Origin of the sequence: Pelagerythrobacter marensis (assembly GCF_001028625.1) — a bacterium.
Taxonomy (GTDB): domain Bacteria; phylum Pseudomonadota; class Alphaproteobacteria; order Sphingomonadales; family Sphingomonadaceae; genus Pelagerythrobacter; species Pelagerythrobacter marensis.
Genome location: NZ_CP011805.1, coordinates 2,832,776 through 2,847,801 on the forward strand (window position 1 = coordinate 2,832,776; position 15,026 = coordinate 2,847,801).

The following is a 15,026-nucleotide window of genomic DNA, read 5'->3' on the forward strand; positions in this document are numbered from 1 at the left end:
GAACTGGATTTAACGGCATGGGCAAGGAAACCGGCTTCCTCGAATTCGATCGCGAAGATCGCACCGCTGCCGATCCGGGTGAACGGGTCGCGCATTACAACGAATTCGTGCACGCGCTGCCCGAAGGGAAGCTGCGCAACCAGGCCGCGCGGTGCATGAATTGCGGCATCCCCTATTGCCACACCGGCTGCCCGGTGAACAATCTGATCCCCGACTGGAATCATCTGGTCTACGAGGCGGACTGGAAGCGTGCGCTGGACATGCTTCATTCGACCAACAATTTCCCGGAATTCACCGGGCGCGTCTGCCCGGCCCCGTGCGAGGCCGCCTGCACGCTGAACATCACCGACCAGCCGGTGACGATCAAGTCGATCGAATGCGCGATCGTCGACCGCGGATGGAAGGAAGGCTGGATCAAGCCGCAGGTGCCCGCGCGGCGCACTGGCAAGTCGGTGGCGGTAATCGGCAGCGGGCCGGCCGGCCTTGCCTGCGCCCAGCAACTTGCCCGCGCCGGGCACGCCGTAACCGTATTCGAGAAGTCGGATCGGATCGGCGGCCTGTTGCGTTACGGCATTCCTGACTTCAAGATGGAAAAGCATCTGATCAACCGCCGCGCGGTGCAGATGGAGGCCGAAGGCGTCCAGTTCCGCACGAGCAGCGAGATCGGAGTGGAAGTGTCGTTCTCCGCGCTGCGTGAAAACTTCGATACGGTGGTTCTGGCCGGCGGGGCGGAAGAAGCGCGCACGCTCGATGTCCCTGGTGCCGAATTGCCTGGTGTGCGGATGGCGATGGAGTTTCTGACCCAGCAGAACAAGCGCAATGCCGGCGACGACGAAGTCCGCGCCGCGCCGCGCGGCACGCTGACCGCGACTGGCAAGCATGTGATCGTGATTGGCGGCGGCGATACCGGCAGCGACTGCGTCGGAACCAGCAACCGGCAGGGCGCGAAGAGCGTGACCCAGCTCGAAATCATGCCCCGCCCACCGGAGCGTGAGGACAAGGCCCTGACCTGGCCCGATTGGCCGCTGAAGCTGCGCACATCGTCGAGCCACGAGGAAGGTGCGGAGCGCGACTGGTCGGTGCTCGCACGCAGAGTGGTTGCTGAAGGCGGCGACGTGGTGGGCCTGGAATGCGTCCGCGTGGAGTGGCGCGACGGGAAGATGGAGCCTGTCGATGGCAGCACCTTCACGCTTCCGGCCGATCTGATCCTGCTGGCAATGGGTTTCACCGGCCCGCAACGTCGTGGACTGCTGGATCGCGCCGGGGTGGAACTGGACGCGCGGGGCAATGTGAAGGCGGACACGCAGGCGTACGCCACCAGCGAAGCCGGGGTCTTTTCCTGCGGCGATATGCGCCGGGGGCAAAGCCTGGTGGTCTGGGCGATCCGCGAAGGGCGCCAGTGCGCGCGAGCGGTGGACGAAGCCTTGATGGGTGCCAGCGAATTGCCGCGTTAAGAGCGCAAAGTGCGGGTCAGTGCCGACAGGGCACAGGTGCAGTTACCGGCGTCTGGTGCGCCAGGCACCGGCGCTGGCGCCGGCTTTCACGCCGGCGAGATGCCAATTATCTCAGAGGAAAATGTGTCGGCGCGCGGCCTGGCCGCGCGACCGTAACACAACCTAGCCGTCGTAATCCGCACCGATCGAGGTCGAACGGGCAGGGGCCGATGCAGTGATCCGCAGCGCTTCCGCCGACTGGCTGAGCGAGCCGACTTCATCGGCCTCGTCCTCGTCGTCGGGAAGAATTTTCTGCAGGTTGAGCACCAGCGATTCGTTCAGATCCTTCGGGCGGATCGTCTGTTCGGCGATCTCGCGCAGGGCGACAACCGGGTTCTTGTCACGGTCACGGTCGACGCTCAGTTCGGCACCGCCAGAGATCTCACGCGCACGCTGCGCGGAAAGCAGGACGAGATCGAAACGGTTGGGAACCTTGTCGACGCAATCTTCGACGGTAACGCGCGCCATAGGGCACTCCGGTATCAAACAGGTTTACGGAAAGGGCGCGAGCTAGGCGTTCGGGGCGCAAGAGTCAAGGATTTGCGCGGCGAAGCGCGGCAGCCTACAGCGCAGCGATGGCCGAAGCGGATCCAGGTTACAACAATGCGGATCGCGCCGGTTTCGTGGCCGCCGAACCGTTCGCGGCTGATGCCTGCGGCCAGTCGCTGACCTTCTACCCGGCCGGCCCCGCACGGCGCGACGCGCTGTTCGCGATGATCGAAGGCGCGCGAACTTCGCTCAAGCTATGCTTCTACATCTATGCCGAAGATGGCATTGGAACCGCCCTGCGCGATGCGCTGGCCGCCGCTGCCGGTCGCGGTGTGGCGGTCACATTGGTGCTCGATTCCTTCGGTGCCGATGCCAGTGATGCCTTCTTCGCGCCTCTTCGCGCGGCGGGCGGGGCCATCCATCGGTTCAGTTCGCGATGGACCCATCGCTATCTGATTCGCAATCATCAGAAGATCGTGATCGCCGACGATCGCAGCGGGATGTTCGGCGGCTTCAATATCGCCGATTCCTATTTCGCCAGTCCGGCCGAAGATGGATGGAACGATCTTGCCGTCGCGATCGAGGGGCCCGCGGTTGCGGGACTGGTCGACTGGTTCGCTCGTCTCGCGGAATGGAGCGATCTCGACGATGGCACATTCCGCCGGATTCGCCGTGCAGTGAAGAGCTGGGACTGGTCCGACGGCGGGGCGCGCTGGCTCGTCGGCGGTCCGACGCGCGGCCTGTCGACCTGGGCGCGGCAGGTGAGCGAAGACCTGCTGGAAGCCAAACGGCTCGACATGCTGATGGCGTATTTCTCGCCGCCGCCACGTCTCCTTCGCCGGATCGGCAGGATCGCATCGACGGGGGAGGCCCGGCTGGTGATGGCCGGGCGCAGCGACAACGGGGCCACGATCGGTGCTTCGCGCTCTCTCTACGATTATCTGCTGCGCAAACGCGCGCAGATCTGGGAATTCGACGCTTGCCGGCTGCATACCAAGCTGATCGTTCTGGACGATGTCGTCTATGTCGGCAGCGCCAACTTCGACATGCGCAGCCTCTATCTCAATCTGGAGCTGATGCTGCAGATCAGGGATGCGGCGCTGGCGCAGCGGATGCGGGCGTTCATCGCGCATCACAGCGCCGCTTCGCAGCGAATTACGCCCCAACTGCACAAATCGCGCGCAACGCTGTTCAACCGAGTGCGCTGGAATCTGGGCTGGTTGCTGGTTTCGGCGATCGATTACACCGTGACCCGCCGGCTCAACCTCGGCCTCTGACGCGGGTTAGTCGTACTCGCCCGTCCGCCGGTCTTCTTCCGCCAGGTCGGAGAAGCGCGTGATCCGCGGTTCGAACCGCAGACGGACTTTGCCGGTCGCACCGTGGCGCTGTTTGGCAACGATCAGTTCGGCCAGGCCAAACACCCGCTCCATTTCGCTCGCCCAGGCGGAGTGGGCTTCGTGCACTTTGGTATCGTCGCTCTCGACCGGACGCTTGGGCTCGCGCGCGGCGACGTAGTAGTCTTCGCGATAGATGAACCAGACCATATCCGCGTCCTGCTCGATCGATCCCGATTCGCGCAGGTCGGAGAGCATCGGGCGCTTGTCGTCGCGCTGTTCGACCGCGCGGCTGAGCTGCGAGAGCGCAATCACCGGAAGGTCCAGTTCCTTGGCCAGCGTCTTCAGGCCGCGGCTGATTTCGGAGATCTCGTTGACCCGGTTGTCGTTTGCGCGGCCGCTGCCCTGCAGCAGCTGGAGGTAGTCGACGATGACCAGGCCGATGTCGTGCTTGCGCTTCAGCCGCCGCGCGCGGGTGCGCAAGGCGGCGATGGTCAGTGCGGGCGTATCGTCGATGAACAGCGGCAGTTCGGCCAGTCGCTGGCTGGCGAAGCTGAGTTTCTGGAAATCGTCGCGGCTGATCTTGCCCATGCGCAGCGCTTCGGAACTGATGCCCGCCTGCTCCGCCAGAATACGGGTCGCCAGCTGATCGGCGCTCATTTCCAGGCTGAACAGCGCCACGCCGGAACCCACCGACTTCTCTTCGTCGATCTCGTCGCGGCGGTCGCGCAGCAGACGGTCGGCACAGTTGAAGGCGATGTTGGTGGCGAGCGACGATTTGCCCATGCCCGGACGCCCGGCGAGGATGATGAGGTCCGAGTTGTGCAGGCCGCCGCACTTGTCGTTGATGGAAGTGAACCCGGTCGTCTTGCCCGACACATGGCCGCCCGAATTGATCGCCAGTTCGATCATGCTCAGCGCCTTGTTGGTCGCCATGCCGAACGTGGAAGCTTCGCTGGTCGCGGATGCGCCTTCGGCCACCTTGAACAGGTCGGCTTCGGCCTGCGCGATGCGGTCCATCGGCGCAACGTCCTCGCTGGTGTCCAGCGCGCCCTCCACCAGGGTGCGGCCGACGCTGACCAGTTCGCGCAGCAGCGCGAGGTCGTAAATCTGCTGGGCGAGTTCCCGCGGGGCCAGCAGGCCCTGACCATCCGCGGTCAATTGCGCGAGATAGGTGATCCCGCCCATTTCCTTCAGCGCTTCGTCCGCTTCGAAATAAGGTTTCAGCGTGACCGGGGTGACCACGGCGTTGCGGTCGAGCAGCGTCAGAACGCGTTCGTAGATGCGCTGATGCAGCGGTTCGAAAAAGTGTTCCGGCCGGACAGAGACCGGCAGTTCCTCGATCACACGGTTGTCGATCAGAACCGCGCCCAGGAAGGCTGCCTCGGCTTCGATATTAGCGGGCAACGCGCGGCCTTGCGCGGCTTCGGCTTCGGGGCGGGAGAGGAGGTCTTGTTCGGCCATCGGCGGCCTTGTGCGCAGGCCGGCGGCGCGAAGGCAATAGCTACAGCCGGCAGCGTGGCTGTGGATAGCGGGGAAAGTCGGCAGATGCTGCGAGGCCGACGATGGAAGGGGGCTTGCCCCATCCCCTTGGCATCTGCGAAAGCGGCAGGATAATGTCCGGCACTGCTGACTCGTGGCGTATCGCCCATATCGCGCTCGATCAGGATACGATCCTGTGGCGCAACCCGGATGTGGAGCAGGAACGCAGGGTCGCGATCTATGACCTGATTGAGGAAAACACTTTCAAGCCGCTCCGCGCGGTGGAGAAAGGCCACACGGGCCCCTGGCGGTTGACGCTGTCGGTGCAGGACGGGCGGCTGGGCCTGGCGATCGCGACGATGGATGAAACGCCCGTGGAAACGCTGGTGCTTGGCCTGGCCCGCTTTCGCCGCCCGATCCGCGAGTACTTTGCCATTTGCGACAGCTATTATCAGGCGATTCGCAAGGCGACCCCGGCAGAGATCGAGACGATCGACATGGCCCGGCGGGGGATTCACAACAATGCTGCCGAAATGCTGCTCGAGCGCCTGGAAGGAAAAGTCGAAACCGATTTCGCCACGGCGCGGCGGCTGTTCACGCTGATTTGCGTGCTCCATATCAAGGGGTAGGGGGCAGCGCATGGCACGCAGAAGAGGGGGCAGGCGGACGCGGACCGGTTGGCGGGCGCGGATACTGGCGGCACTGTTGCTGGTCGTATTGGCCGGCGGCATCTGGCTGCGGTGGGACCTGCGCCACTGGCAACCGGCGGAAAGCGCGTTTCCCGATCAGGGCGTAGAGATCGAGGCCGACGACGGCACCGTCAATTTCCGCACCTTGCGCGCCCTGGGCGCCAGCTTCGCCTACCTCGATGCTAGCGACGGGGCGCAGGGTCAGGACCGGGCGTTGAGCGACAATCTCGCCGCCGCGCGCGCCGCGGGGCTCCAGGTGGGGGCCGTCCATCGGTTCGATCCGTGCGCGATGGCCGATGGACAGTCGGCCAATTTCGTCACGATGGTGCCGCGCGATCCCTTGCTTCTTCCGCCGGCGATCGAACTGGCGCGTACAGCAGGGGACTGTGCCGAACGGGTGAGCGATGCAGCCGTCGAAAGCGAATTGATGACACTGATCAACCAGATCGAGATGCATGCGGGCAAGCCCGTCATCCTCAAGATCGATCCGGGGTTCGAGGATCGCTATCACCTCGCCGGAATGCTGGATCGGAACCTCTGGCTGACCCGGACCCGCTTCGAACCCACTTACGCCGGCCGGCCCTGGCTGCTCTGGACCGCCAACACTGCCTTGCATACTCAGGCCAGCGACCAGCCGCTCCGCTGGGTCGTCGCGCGGCCCTAGATCGTGCGACAGAGGGATAAGATGACGGACGAAGACCTGATCGCTGCGGCGCGCGGAGCGGCCACGAAAGCCTATGCACCCTATTCGGGCTTTCCCGTCGGGGCGGCGCTGCGTTTTGCCGACGGAACCGTGGTGACGGGCGCGAATATCGAAAACGCCAGCTACGGCCTTGCGCTCTGTGCGGAAACGGTCGCCGTGGCCAAGGCAATGGCCGGGGGGATCCGTGGGGGGCTGGAGGCCGTGGCGGTGACCGGGCCCGGCGCCGATCCGATCACGCCGTGCGGCCGCTGCCGCCAGGTGCTCAACGAACTCGCCGCGCTCGGCGACACCGATCCAGAGGTGCTGTGCGTGGGGCCCGACGAAGTCCGGCGGATGCGGCTGAGCGCGCTCCTGCCCGCAGCCTTCGGGCCGGCCAGCCTGGGCTAGCCGACCCGGAAGACACTTGCGACTGGCGTGCTAATTCGCCCCGTCGAGCCATTCCCACAGTGCGCCCAGACAATCGCGGCCCAGTTGGCTGCACCGTTCGGGCGACCAGTTCTGTTCTGGATCGGGCAGGTCGTCGTTATCTTTGTAGGGCATTTCCAGCGTCATCGCCGTGGCACCGAAACGGTGAGCGACCTGGGTGGTGCTCATCGAAAGGTTGGCCTGGCCGGGCTTGGCCGCGACATAGCCTTTTTCGGTCTGGAAGTCGGGCGTGCGGCGATCGAGGATCGCGCGGTAGCGGGTGAAGCCGGCATAGTGATCGTCGGTCAGTCCGGGAAGCCCCTCGTAGCCGGCGAGGAACACGGCGGGAATGGCCTCGTCGCCGTGAACGTCCATCGCGAAGTCGACCCCGGTTTCATCCATTGCATTGCGCAGCGCCAGAACTTCGGGTGAATTGTCCGCTGTCGGGTTGTCCCATTCGCGGTTGAGGTTCACGCCCTTGGCGTTGGTCCGCAAATGCCCGCGCCGCGACCCGTCGGGATTGCAGTTGGGCACGATGTGGAACCGGCATTTCGCCCGTAGCGCACGCGCAATCGGATCGGTGGGATCGATCAGGCGCCCCAGTGCGCCTTCCATCCACCATTCCGCCTGCGTTTCGCCCGGATGCTGGCGCGCGTAGAGCCAGACCTGCCTGTCGCCTTCGCCCAATTCGAGGCAGTCGATCGGCTGCCCGTCCAGCGTAGTGCCGAGCCGGCGATAATCGACGCCTTCGCTGGCAGCGCATTCGGCCACCAGATCGTGATGGCGTTCCATCGAATAAGGCGCGAAATAGGCGAACCAGGCGAGATCGCTGGCCGGCGTATGGCGCACGGTCAGGGTGCCGCCCTCGGCGTTCTTGTCATAGCCGGTGTTCGCAACGGTCCAGTGTTCCCGGTCTTCGCTGACGCGGCAATTGTACTCCGGCCAGCCAAGCGGATAAGCGGACGTTTCCAGCCCTGTGATCCTGAGTACAAGCTCGCGGCCGGCAGCGCCGCTGACGCGGAAATGGAACCACTGCTTGAATTCGGACAGATGATCCTGCCGAATGGCAAGCGTGGCGTTCACGCCGTCGACCGACAGCACCTCGATATTGCCGCCGTCGAAATTGCAGTCGATCTGGATGTCGTTTGTGTTCACTCGGGGACCTTCACTTCTATCGTTTCGCCGTTGCGGCCGGGAAAATCCCGGAACAGTGCCGCCGCGACGGCGTCAGCGCTCGCGGTCGGCTCGGCATATTGTGAATTTTCGCTTACCGAAAATTGCGCGCGCCCTTCCCAATATGTCTCACCGCTTTGCTTGTCACGCAGCATTACCCCGACCTGGGTGCCGATCATCTCTTGCGGCCCGCTTCCACCGAGGTTGATATTGAGACCCAGGCCGACACCCGATCCATAGCTGCCGGTGCCGCCCCCTACGCCGACGCTGACCGGGCCACGACGCCGACCGTCGGGCCCCGATACGAAACGTTCGACCCGGACTTGCGCAATCTGCGACGCACCGGTGCGGGGCGCCTCGCGATAACCGAGGCGAGCGAGTTCGCGGGCCACCGCCTGCTTGTAGGGGGCCAGGGCCAGCGAATCGGCCTGCGCGCCGGGCGCGGTTTCGACGAACACGGTGCCCTGGCCCAGCCGAGCATTTGCAGACGGTTCAACGAAGCGTGTCACCTCTACCGGGCCAGTGATCGCGGGTGTGGCGCAGGCGGACAGCCCGGCGAGAGCAGCGACCGCGAAGGCGGCGGGAAGTCTCTGGAATAATGGGGCTTTCATGGCGGACTTCTCCTCATGCTGTCGCCTGTAACAACGCACAGAAAGGCCTGTACGTGCCCACTTGGCGGCTGGGGCAAACGGTTCCTTTACCACAACGGCCTAGCACGTTTCCATGAATTGCAAGCCCCCCGTCCTGGTAACCGGCGGCGCCGGATATATCGGCAGCCACGCCGTTCTCGCGCTGCTCGACGCCGATTGGCCGGTCGTCGTGATCGACGATCTTTCGACCGGCTTCCGCTTCGCCGTTCCGCCGGCCGTTCCGTTCTATCGCGGCGATGTTGGCGACGCGGGATTGCTGGCACAGATTTTCGCCGAGCAGCGAATCGGTGCAATCATGCATTTCGCCGGATCGGTTGTGGTGCCGGACTCGGTGAGCGATCCGCTCGGGTACTACGACAACAACACGGTGAAGAGCCGGGCGCTTATCGCTGCGGCGGTGGCGGCGGGCGTGCCGCACATCATCTTTTCTAGCACGGCGGCGACATATGGCATACCCGATGTCTCGCCCGTCACCGAAGACGCGCCGCAGCGGCCGATCAATCCTTATGGCTGGTCGAAACTGATGACGGAACGGATGCTCGCGGATACGGCTGCGGTGCATCCCCTCAACTATTGCGCGCTGCGCTATTTCAACGTCGCCGGTGCCGATCCCCAGGCGCGAACCGGCCAGTCGACGGCGGGGGCGACGCACCTGATCAAGGTGGCCTGCGAAGCGGCGACGGGCCAGCGGAGCCATGTCGACGTTTACGGCACCGACTACGCCACGCCCGATGGCACGGGGGTGCGCGACTACATCCACGTCAGCGATCTTGTGGCCGCGCACGTTCTCGCGCTGGAGGCGCTGATTGCGGAACCGGGCCAGTCGCTGACGATGAATTGCGGGTATGGCAGGGGGTTCTCGGTGCTCGAAGTGCTCGACGCCGTCGACCGCGCAACGGACGGCGCGATCGAGCGGCGTTTCGGCCCGCGCCGTGCGGGGGACCCCGATGCAATCGTTTCCGACCCCGCCCTGATCCGCTCGACTTTGCCGTGGGAGCCGAAGTACGCTGATCTGGAACAGATCGTGTTCCATGCGCTGCAATGGGAACGGGTGCTGGCGGAGGTGTGGCCGCGTGAAGCGGAGACGGCGCAGCAAGTCGGTTCCGCCGCCTGAGCGCTTGACTCTGGCGCCCGTGCCGCTTAGGCGCGCCGCTTGATTTCTACGGCATCGGGGGCCATCTCCGGTGCCGATTTCGTTCCCGGGAAAGAACAATGAAGATCCGCAACAGTCTCAAGTCGCTCAAGAACCGTCATCGCGATTGCCGCGTGATCCGTCGTCGCGGGCGCACTTACGTCATCAACAAGACCAACCGCCGTTTCAAGGCGCGCCAGGGCTGATGGCCCGCCCGCCGCGGCACGATCGCGGCGCTGGCGTAAATCGAAAGCCGACGGGGAGCCTCTGCGAAAGCGGAGGCTTTTTGCATGTCTGAAACGGATATTTCTCGCGAAAGCCCCGCTGTGGAAGCGGTCGTGTTCGATGTCGGGCGCGTGATCGTGCAATGGGATCTGCGCGCGCTTTTCGCGAAATTGATCGACGATCCTGCCGAGTTGGATCGCTTCCTCGCCGAAGTCGTGACCGAGGAATGGCATTTCCAGCACGATGCCGGGCGTCCGCTCGCGGAAACGGTGCCCGAACGGCAGGCGGAATTTCCCCAGTATGCCGCGCTGATTGCAGCATATGCCGAACGCTTTCTCGATAGCATACCCGGCCGCGTTCCGGGCACTGCCCAACTGGTGCAACGCCTGGCGGGGCGCGAGGTCCCGCTTTACGCCATAACCAATTTCGGTGCCGAATTCTGGGATATGTTCCGTCCGACCGAGCCGCTGTTCGATCTGTTCGGCGATATTGTGGTTTCGGGTCGCGAAAAGATGATGAAGCCGCATCCGCCCATCTTCGCCCTTGCAGCAGAGCGCTTTGGCCATGAACCGGGCGCGATGCTGTTCATCGACGACAACCGGGCGAATATCGATGCCGCGGCTGCGCTGGGGTGGCAGGTGCATCATTTCCGCGATGCGGCCAGGCTGGAGCGCGATCTGCAGGAGCGTGGGCTGATATGAAAAAAGGCCCCCGGCGCTAGCCGGAGGCCCTGAAGTGCCACCCTGGTCGGAGAGGACGGGTGGAGGACTAGTTGCCGTTGCAGCGAGCGAGATCCTTGTCAGCCAGGGCCTTGCCCTTGGCGGTGAAGCCGGTCACTTCGCCCAGCTCGCGTGCGACGCGCTGGCAGACGACGAGAGGGCGAGAATTGCTCTTGGCTGCTGCGCAGTTCGTGCCCTGGCACTGCCATGCCACACCGCCGATGATGTTGGTGCGTTCGGCAGCCGGGGCGGCCAATTCCGCGGTGTAGAAGGCCGCGCCGTTCGCATGGGCAGGGGCGGGAGCGACAAGCGCACCGAGCGAAAGAGCACTGATGGCGACGGCCAGCGTTGCAGCGCCGGCGGAACGGAGGGGGGAGGAGAAGGTCATTGAACTGATCCTTGTTTCGCAGAGGGCTTACATTCCGAACGAGTTTCGAATAACAACCCGTCGCGAATCACTTCCTACTGCACTGCACAATAGGTTGCAAGCAGAAACTTAATTTAGATTTTGTGACAGCGCGGCTTCGGGCTACACGTTGCTGCGGGAGAATGAGCCAATGGGCGATATTAGAGAACCACTGCGCGAACTGACCAATTGCGGTCTTCCCGAAGCCCTGGAGGTTATGGGAGAGCGTTGGAGCTTCATGATCCTGCGCGCCAGTTTCAACGGCCTGCATCATTTCGAGGAGTTCCTGAGCGAGCTGGGCATTGCCCGGAACATCCTTTCCAACCGCCTCGCCAAGCTGGTTGAACACGGGATACTCGATCGCCAACCGTGCCCCGACGACCGCCGACGGATCGAATATCGCCTGACGGCGAAGGGGTCCGACCTGCTGCCCGCGATGGTCGCGCTGCGTCAGTGGGGGCAGAAATACGGCAGCGAGGTGGTGGAAGATCCGGTACTGGTCGATGATCGCGACCGTCTGCCGATCGGCCCGACCTCGATCCTGTCACACGACGGGCGGGTCCTCGCGCACAAGGACCTGCGCCTGGTCAAACCCGACCGGCTCGGTCTGCGCGACGATGGCACGCGCGCGGAGCCCGGCGAAGCGGTGGAGCGCGGCGACGTGGCCTATTTCGATCGGGTCCAGGCGGCCGAGTAAACGGCATAGTCGGTGGAGCCTCCGCTCCGCGCCCGGGCGACAACCGTTACGCGCGAGGCGGTTGTCTGCGATAGCTGAGCGCTTCGGCGATGTGCACGCGGCTCACCTGTTCGGCGCCGGCCAGGTCGGCAATCGTTCGCGCGACGCGCAACATTCGGGTGTATCCGCGAGCGGAAAGGCGCATGGCCTCCGCCGCCTGCATAAGTAGAGCACGGCCAACTTCGTCGGGGCCGGCGAAACGTTCAAGCGGGTCGCCGTCGAGCTCGGCGTTGGTTCGCGCGCCGGTTTCATCTGCCCGCGCGGTCTGTCTGGCACGGGCGCGGGCAACGCGGGCGGCGACTTCGGCCGACCCTTCTGCCGGAGGGGGGAGCGCCAGGTCGGCGGCGCTGACCGGTTCAACCTCCACATGCAGGTCGATCCGGTCGAGCATCGGGCCTGAAACCTTGCTTTGATAATCGGCGGCGCAACGCGGTGCCCGGCTGCACGCCAGGGCCGGGTCGCCCAGATGGCCGCAACGGCATGGGTTCATCGCCGCCACTAGCTGCACCCGCGCGGGATAGCTGACGTGCGCATTGGCGCGGGCGACGTCGACTTTCCCGGTTTCGAGAGGCTGTCGCAGAGAATCCAGCACAGCGCGCTGGAACTCCGGCAATTCGTCCAGGAACAGCACGCCCAGATGCGCCAGGCTGACTTCGCCGGGTTTGACCTTCAACCCGCCACCGGTGAGCGCGGCCATGCTGGCTGAATGGTGCGGCGCGCGGAATGGGCGGGCGCGGCTGATGCGCCCTCCTTCCAGCGTGCCGGCGACCGACTGCACCATCGACACTTCCAGCGCCTCCGCACTGCTGAGATCGGGCAGGATCCCCGGGAGGCAGGATGCGAGCAGGCTCTTGCCCGCGCCGGGCGGCCCGATCATCAACAGGTTGTGTCCACCCGCCGCGGCGATTTCCAGCGCGCGCTTGGCGGTTTCCTGCCCCTTCACCTGCTTCAGATCGGGTCCGTGTGTCGCCGCCTCCACTTCGCCCCTGACGGGATCGGGCAGGCGCTGGGTGCCCTTCAGGTGGTTGAGCAGACTGATCAGATCGGGCGCGGCGACGACCGGCACGTCGCTCGCCCAGCGGGCTTCGGCTCCCTGTGCCGTTGGGCAAATAAGGCCTGTATCCAGCTGGCTGGCATGAAGCGCGGCCAGCAGAACACCGGGGGAAGGGACGACCCGCCCATCCAGCGCCAGCTCGCCCACGGCCACGAAGTCCGCCAGCTGTTCTGCATCGGTCACGCCCATGACAGCGAGCAGGGCAAGAGCAATTGGCAAGTCGTAGTGCGAGCCTTCCTTGGGAAGATCGGCGGGTGACAGGTTGATCGTGATCCGCTTGGGCGGCAGCGCCAGTCCCATCGAAGACAGCGCGGCGCGGACCCGTTCCTTGCTTTCGCCAACGGCCTTGTCGGCCAGACCCACGATGTTGAACTTGGGAAGGCCCGGCGCGACCGAACATTGCACTTCGACGCCGCGCGCCTCCAGCCCAAGATAAGCAACCGTCCTGACCAGTGCGACCACGCCCAATTCCCCCGTCCCCGGCGGCGAATAGTGGCGCGTGTCGCGTGCGCTGTCGAGAGCGCTGGACCCGATTGCTCCGCCCCCGACCGATTATCGATAACCTTAGCGAAAGCATTTCGCTTTGCACTTGTGCAAGATCGCCCTGCGCAAATGGGAGCATGTTCAGAAGCTTCCCCCTTCTTGCTGCCATTGCCGCCATATTGTCGGCGCCGGTCCAGGCGCGCGAAGTGGTGACCATTACGGTTACAGAAGAATGGGTGTCCGGCGGTTCGGCGCGCCTCGTTCCTGCCGATCTAGCCGTCGAACGGCGCGCAATCGCCAGCTACGGCCCCTTCCGCGTGCTCGATGGCCAGCGGGCTGCGCTCGTCGACGTGACCGATTCGGCCACTCCTGCACAATTCGCCGCCATGCTACGCGATTATCCGGCGCTCGCCACCCTCGAGATGGTTGAATGTCCGGGCACCGAAGACGATCGCGCCAACCTCCGCCTCGGGCGGATGATTCGCGCCGCGGGCCTTGCGACCTATGTCCCCGATGGGGGCTCGGTGCGGTCGGGTGCGGTCGAGCTGTTCCTGGCCGGGGCCGATCGGCAGATCGACGATGGGGCGGAGTTTGCAGTCCATTCGTGGATCGACGAGGACGGGCGCGAGGCGGACGATTTCGCGCCCGGCGCGGCAATCCATGCGCCCTATATCGCTTACTATCGCGAGATGGGCATGGCCGATACTGCTGCGCGCGCATTCTACGCGATGACCAATTCGGTCGGTTTTGCCGACGCCAGATGGCTTCGCGCAGACGAAATGCGCCGTTGGGTGGAGCCTGACCGGACCGAGGCCGACCAAGCGGCAGCGGCGCCGAAAAGGGCAGCGCCGCGCATCGCCTATCTTGACTTGGGCGCCGTGCTGCCCTAGTCGCGCGCCCCTACGGCGGTCGCCTGATTGCAGGCGGCCCTTTTCATTGGCGCCGATTGCTATGGCTTGGGGCGTCGATCTGAGTTTTCGAGGATATTATGAAGCGGACTTTCCAGCCCAGCAACCTCGTGCGCAAGCGGCGCCACGGCTTTTTCGCCCGCAAGGCGACCCCTGGCGGCCGCAAGGTTCTGCGCCTGCGCCGCCGGCGCGGTCGCAAGTCGCTCTGCGCGTAACCCTCTCGCGTGCGTCCGTTTGGCGGGCGTACGACGACTTTTGCGCCCCGCGGCGCAACCGGTGGCCGGCAGGCCTGACGGGCTCCTTTCGGGAGCCCGTTTCGTGCGTGCTTACCATTGCCCGGATTTGACTCTATTCTTTCGTCGATGACACTCGCGACGATCCGCAAGCGCGCCGATTTTCTGGCTGCGAATCGCGGGTTGCGCGTTGCGCGACCCGGCTTCGTACTGCTGGCCCATCCCAACGGCGGGCAGGGCAAGCGCTTCGGTATCACCGTGACCAAGAAAATTGGCAACGCGGTCGTGCGCAACCGGATGAAGCGCCGTTTCCGGGAGCTTCTGCGGGCAGCCTTGCCCGAAGCCGGCCTGCCCGATCACGACCATGTGCTGATCGGCCGCGAAGGCGGGGTGGAGCGCGATTTTGCCCGGCTGGCGGACGAGTTGGGCGAAGCGCTGCGCCGGGCGGCGGCCGGCAAGGGCGATCCGCCACGCCGCCGCCGGGGAGGGCGCAGATGAGGCGCGCGCTGATTCTGGTGGCGCGTGCCTGGCAGATCGGCCCCTCGCGCATCCTGCCGCCTACCTGCCGCTATGCCCCCAGCTGTTCCGAATACGCGATTGAGGCGCTGGAGAAGCATGGGGCAATCAAGGGTGGATGGATGGCGGTGAAGCGTATAATGCGCTGCCACCCATGGGGCGGGCACGGCTATGATCCTGTGCCGTAATGCCTATA

General features: G+C 64.9%; 19 protein-coding genes. 13 read left to right on the forward strand and 6 right to left on the reverse strand.

Going from position 1 to position 15,026, the window contains the following annotated elements; genetic code table 11:
- Positions 1 to 17: 17 nt before the first annotated feature.
- On the forward strand, positions 18 to 1,454 hold the full coding sequence (locus AM2010_RS13325) for a glutamate synthase subunit beta (protein ID WP_047807483.1): 1,437 nt from the start codon (positions 18 to 20) through the stop codon (positions 1,452 to 1,454).
- A 162-nt stretch (positions 1,455 to 1,616) separates the two neighbouring features.
- On the opposite strand, the gene rpoZ is transcribed toward AM2010_RS13325, so the two are convergent.
- The gene (gene rpoZ, locus AM2010_RS13330; RefSeq protein WP_047807484.1) at positions 1,617 to 1,961 is read right to left on the reverse strand and encodes a DNA-directed RNA polymerase subunit omega; all 345 of its coding nucleotides are present in this window, start codon (positions 1,959 to 1,961) and stop codon (positions 1,617 to 1,619) included.
- 107 nt (positions 1,962 to 2,068) lie between these two features.
- Between rpoZ and AM2010_RS13335 the strand changes: the two genes are divergently transcribed.
- Positions 2,069 to 3,259: a phospholipase D-like domain-containing protein gene (locus AM2010_RS13335; RefSeq protein ID WP_082132935.1), complete on the forward strand. Its 1,191-nt coding sequence runs from the start codon at positions 2,069 to 2,071 to the stop codon at positions 3,257 to 3,259.
- A gap of 6 nt (positions 3,260 to 3,265) precedes the next feature.
- Here AM2010_RS13335 and AM2010_RS13340 read toward each other — a convergent pair whose 3' ends face one another.
- Positions 3,266 to 4,780 carry a replicative DNA helicase gene (locus tag AM2010_RS13340; protein WP_047807485.1) on the reverse strand — a complete coding sequence of 505 codons (1,515 nt, stop codon included), beginning with the start codon at positions 4,778 to 4,780 and terminating at the stop codon, positions 3,266 to 3,268.
- A 152-nt stretch (positions 4,781 to 4,932) separates the two neighbouring features.
- Between AM2010_RS13340 and AM2010_RS13345 the strand changes: the two genes are divergently transcribed.
- Genes AM2010_RS13345 through AM2010_RS13355 form a run of 3 tightly spaced genes read left to right on the forward strand, consistent with a single transcriptional unit; the run spans position 4,933 to position 6,577 of the window.
- The gene (locus AM2010_RS13345) at positions 4,933 to 5,427 is read left to right on the forward strand and encodes a UPF0262 family protein (RefSeq protein ID WP_047807486.1); all 495 of its coding nucleotides are present in this window, start codon (positions 4,933 to 4,935) and stop codon (positions 5,425 to 5,427) included.
- 10 nt (positions 5,428 to 5,437) lie between these two features.
- On the forward strand, positions 5,438 to 6,151 hold the full coding sequence (locus tag AM2010_RS13350) for a glycoside hydrolase family 25 protein (RefSeq protein ID WP_047807487.1): 714 nt from the start codon (positions 5,438 to 5,440) through the stop codon (positions 6,149 to 6,151).
- Positions 6,152 to 6,172: 21 nt separating this feature from the next.
- Positions 6,173 to 6,577 (forward strand): cytidine deaminase, encoded by a 405-nt coding sequence (locus tag AM2010_RS13355; protein WP_047807488.1) that lies wholly within the window; start codon positions 6,173 to 6,175, stop codon positions 6,575 to 6,577.
- 30 nt (positions 6,578 to 6,607) lie between these two features.
- On the opposite strand, the gene AM2010_RS13360 is transcribed toward AM2010_RS13355, so the two are convergent.
- Positions 6,608 to 7,750, reverse strand: coding sequence for a M14 family metallopeptidase (locus tag AM2010_RS13360; protein ID WP_047807489.1), 1,143 nt, complete (start codon positions 7,748 to 7,750; stop codon positions 6,608 to 6,610).
- A complete protein-coding gene (locus AM2010_RS13365; RefSeq protein ID WP_053044095.1) occupies positions 7,747 to 8,379 on the reverse strand; it encodes a DUF4136 domain-containing protein in 633 nt (210 codons plus the stop codon). The genes AM2010_RS13360 and AM2010_RS13365 overlap by 4 nt, the downstream gene beginning before the upstream one ends.
- A gap of 112 nt (positions 8,380 to 8,491) precedes the next feature.
- Between AM2010_RS13365 and galE the strand changes: the two genes are divergently transcribed.
- From galE to AM2010_RS13380, 3 genes are all read left to right on the forward strand, one after another.
- Positions 8,492 to 9,532 carry a UDP-glucose 4-epimerase GalE gene (gene galE, locus AM2010_RS13370; RefSeq protein ID WP_047807490.1) on the forward strand — a complete coding sequence of 347 codons (1,041 nt, stop codon included), beginning with the start codon at positions 8,492 to 8,494 and terminating at the stop codon, positions 9,530 to 9,532.
- 98 nt (positions 9,533 to 9,630) lie between these two features.
- Positions 9,631 to 9,756, forward strand: a complete 126-nt coding sequence (ykgO, locus tag AM2010_RS13375) for a type B 50S ribosomal protein L36 (protein ID WP_007165381.1) — start codon at positions 9,631 to 9,633, stop codon at positions 9,754 to 9,756.
- An 84-nt stretch (positions 9,757 to 9,840) separates the two neighbouring features.
- The gene (locus AM2010_RS13380; RefSeq protein ID WP_047807491.1) at positions 9,841 to 10,476 is read left to right on the forward strand and encodes an HAD family hydrolase; all 636 of its coding nucleotides are present in this window, start codon (positions 9,841 to 9,843) and stop codon (positions 10,474 to 10,476) included.
- Positions 10,477 to 10,543: 67 nt separating this feature from the next.
- On the opposite strand, the gene AM2010_RS13385 is transcribed toward AM2010_RS13380, so the two are convergent.
- A complete protein-coding gene (locus tag AM2010_RS13385) occupies positions 10,544 to 10,882 on the reverse strand; it encodes a DUF8200 family protein (protein ID WP_047807492.1) in 339 nt (112 codons plus the stop codon).
- Positions 10,883 to 11,051: 169 nt separating this feature from the next.
- Between AM2010_RS13385 and AM2010_RS13390 the strand changes: the two genes are divergently transcribed.
- A complete protein-coding gene (locus AM2010_RS13390) occupies positions 11,052 to 11,597 on the forward strand; it encodes a winged helix-turn-helix transcriptional regulator (protein ID WP_047807493.1) in 546 nt (181 codons plus the stop codon).
- A gap of 46 nt (positions 11,598 to 11,643) precedes the next feature.
- Here AM2010_RS13390 and AM2010_RS13395 read toward each other — a convergent pair whose 3' ends face one another.
- Complete coding sequence (locus AM2010_RS13395; protein ID WP_047807494.1) at positions 11,644 to 13,152, reverse strand: YifB family Mg chelatase-like AAA ATPase; 1,509 nt, start codon at positions 13,150 to 13,152, stop codon at positions 11,644 to 11,646.
- A 158-nt stretch (positions 13,153 to 13,310) separates the two neighbouring features.
- Between AM2010_RS13395 and AM2010_RS13400 the strand changes: the two genes are divergently transcribed.
- From AM2010_RS13400 to yidD, 4 genes are all read left to right on the forward strand, one after another.
- Complete coding sequence (locus AM2010_RS13400) at positions 13,311 to 14,063, forward strand: hypothetical protein (RefSeq protein ID WP_047807495.1); 753 nt, start codon at positions 13,311 to 13,313, stop codon at positions 14,061 to 14,063.
- 98 nt (positions 14,064 to 14,161) lie between these two features.
- Positions 14,162 to 14,296: a 50S ribosomal protein L34 gene (gene rpmH, locus AM2010_RS13405; RefSeq protein ID WP_047807496.1), complete on the forward strand. Its 135-nt coding sequence runs from the start codon at positions 14,162 to 14,164 to the stop codon at positions 14,294 to 14,296.
- A gap of 147 nt (positions 14,297 to 14,443) precedes the next feature.
- Complete coding sequence (rnpA, locus tag AM2010_RS13410; RefSeq protein ID WP_047807497.1) at positions 14,444 to 14,812, forward strand: ribonuclease P protein component; 369 nt, start codon at positions 14,444 to 14,446, stop codon at positions 14,810 to 14,812.
- Positions 14,809 to 15,018: a membrane protein insertion efficiency factor YidD gene (gene yidD / locus AM2010_RS13415; protein ID WP_047807498.1), complete on the forward strand. Its 210-nt coding sequence runs from the start codon at positions 14,809 to 14,811 to the stop codon at positions 15,016 to 15,018. The genes rnpA and yidD overlap by 4 nt, the downstream gene beginning before the upstream one ends.
- The last annotated feature ends 8 nt before the right edge of the window (positions 15,019 to 15,026 follow it).

What these genes read in the sequence shown, in the direction of transcription:
- AM2010_RS13355 (WP_047807488.1), top strand. Translation starts at nt 6,173, where the DNA reads ATGACGGACGAAGACCTGATCGCTGCGGCGCGCGGAGCGGCCACGAAA.
- yidD (WP_047807498.1), top strand. Translation starts at nt 14,809, where the DNA reads ATGAGGCGCGCGCTGATTCTGGTGGCGCGTGCCTGGCAGATCGGCCCC.
- AM2010_RS13380 (WP_047807491.1), top strand. Translation starts at nt 9,841, where the DNA reads ATGTCTGAAACGGATATTTCTCGCGAAAGCCCCGCTGTGGAAGCGGTC.
- AM2010_RS13345 (WP_047807486.1), top strand. Translation starts at nt 4,933, where the DNA reads ATGTCCGGCACTGCTGACTCGTGGCGTATCGCCCATATCGCGCTCGAT.
- AM2010_RS13385 (WP_047807492.1), bottom strand. Translation starts at nt 10,882, where the DNA reads ATGACCTTCTCCTCCCCCCTCCGTTCCGCCGGCGCTGCAACGCTGGCC.
- AM2010_RS13340 (WP_047807485.1), bottom strand. Translation starts at nt 4,780, where the DNA reads ATGGCCGAACAAGACCTCCTCTCCCGCCCCGAAGCCGAAGCCGCGCAA.
- AM2010_RS13325 (WP_047807483.1), top strand. Translation starts at nt 18, where the DNA reads ATGGGCAAGGAAACCGGCTTCCTCGAATTCGATCGCGAAGATCGCACC.
- AM2010_RS13365 (WP_053044095.1), bottom strand. Translation starts at nt 8,379, where the DNA reads ATGAAAGCCCCATTATTCCAGAGACTTCCCGCCGCCTTCGCGGTCGCT.
- AM2010_RS13350 (WP_047807487.1), top strand. Translation starts at nt 5,438, where the DNA reads ATGGCACGCAGAAGAGGGGGCAGGCGGACGCGGACCGGTTGGCGGGCG.
- rnpA (WP_047807497.1), top strand. Translation starts at nt 14,444, where the DNA reads ATGACACTCGCGACGATCCGCAAGCGCGCCGATTTTCTGGCTGCGAAT.
- rpoZ (WP_047807484.1), bottom strand. Translation starts at nt 1,961, where the DNA reads ATGGCGCGCGTTACCGTCGAAGATTGCGTCGACAAGGTTCCCAACCGT.
- galE (WP_047807490.1), top strand. Translation starts at nt 8,492, where the DNA reads ATGAATTGCAAGCCCCCCGTCCTGGTAACCGGCGGCGCCGGATATATC.
- AM2010_RS13400 (WP_047807495.1), top strand. Translation starts at nt 13,311, where the DNA reads ATGTTCAGAAGCTTCCCCCTTCTTGCTGCCATTGCCGCCATATTGTCG.
- AM2010_RS13390 (WP_047807493.1), top strand. Translation starts at nt 11,052, where the DNA reads ATGGGCGATATTAGAGAACCACTGCGCGAACTGACCAATTGCGGTCTT.
- rpmH (WP_047807496.1), top strand. Translation starts at nt 14,162, where the DNA reads ATGAAGCGGACTTTCCAGCCCAGCAACCTCGTGCGCAAGCGGCGCCAC.
- ykgO (WP_007165381.1), top strand. Translation starts at nt 9,631, where the DNA reads ATGAAGATCCGCAACAGTCTCAAGTCGCTCAAGAACCGTCATCGCGAT.
- AM2010_RS13335 (WP_082132935.1), top strand. Translation starts at nt 2,069, where the DNA reads ATGGCCGAAGCGGATCCAGGTTACAACAATGCGGATCGCGCCGGTTTC.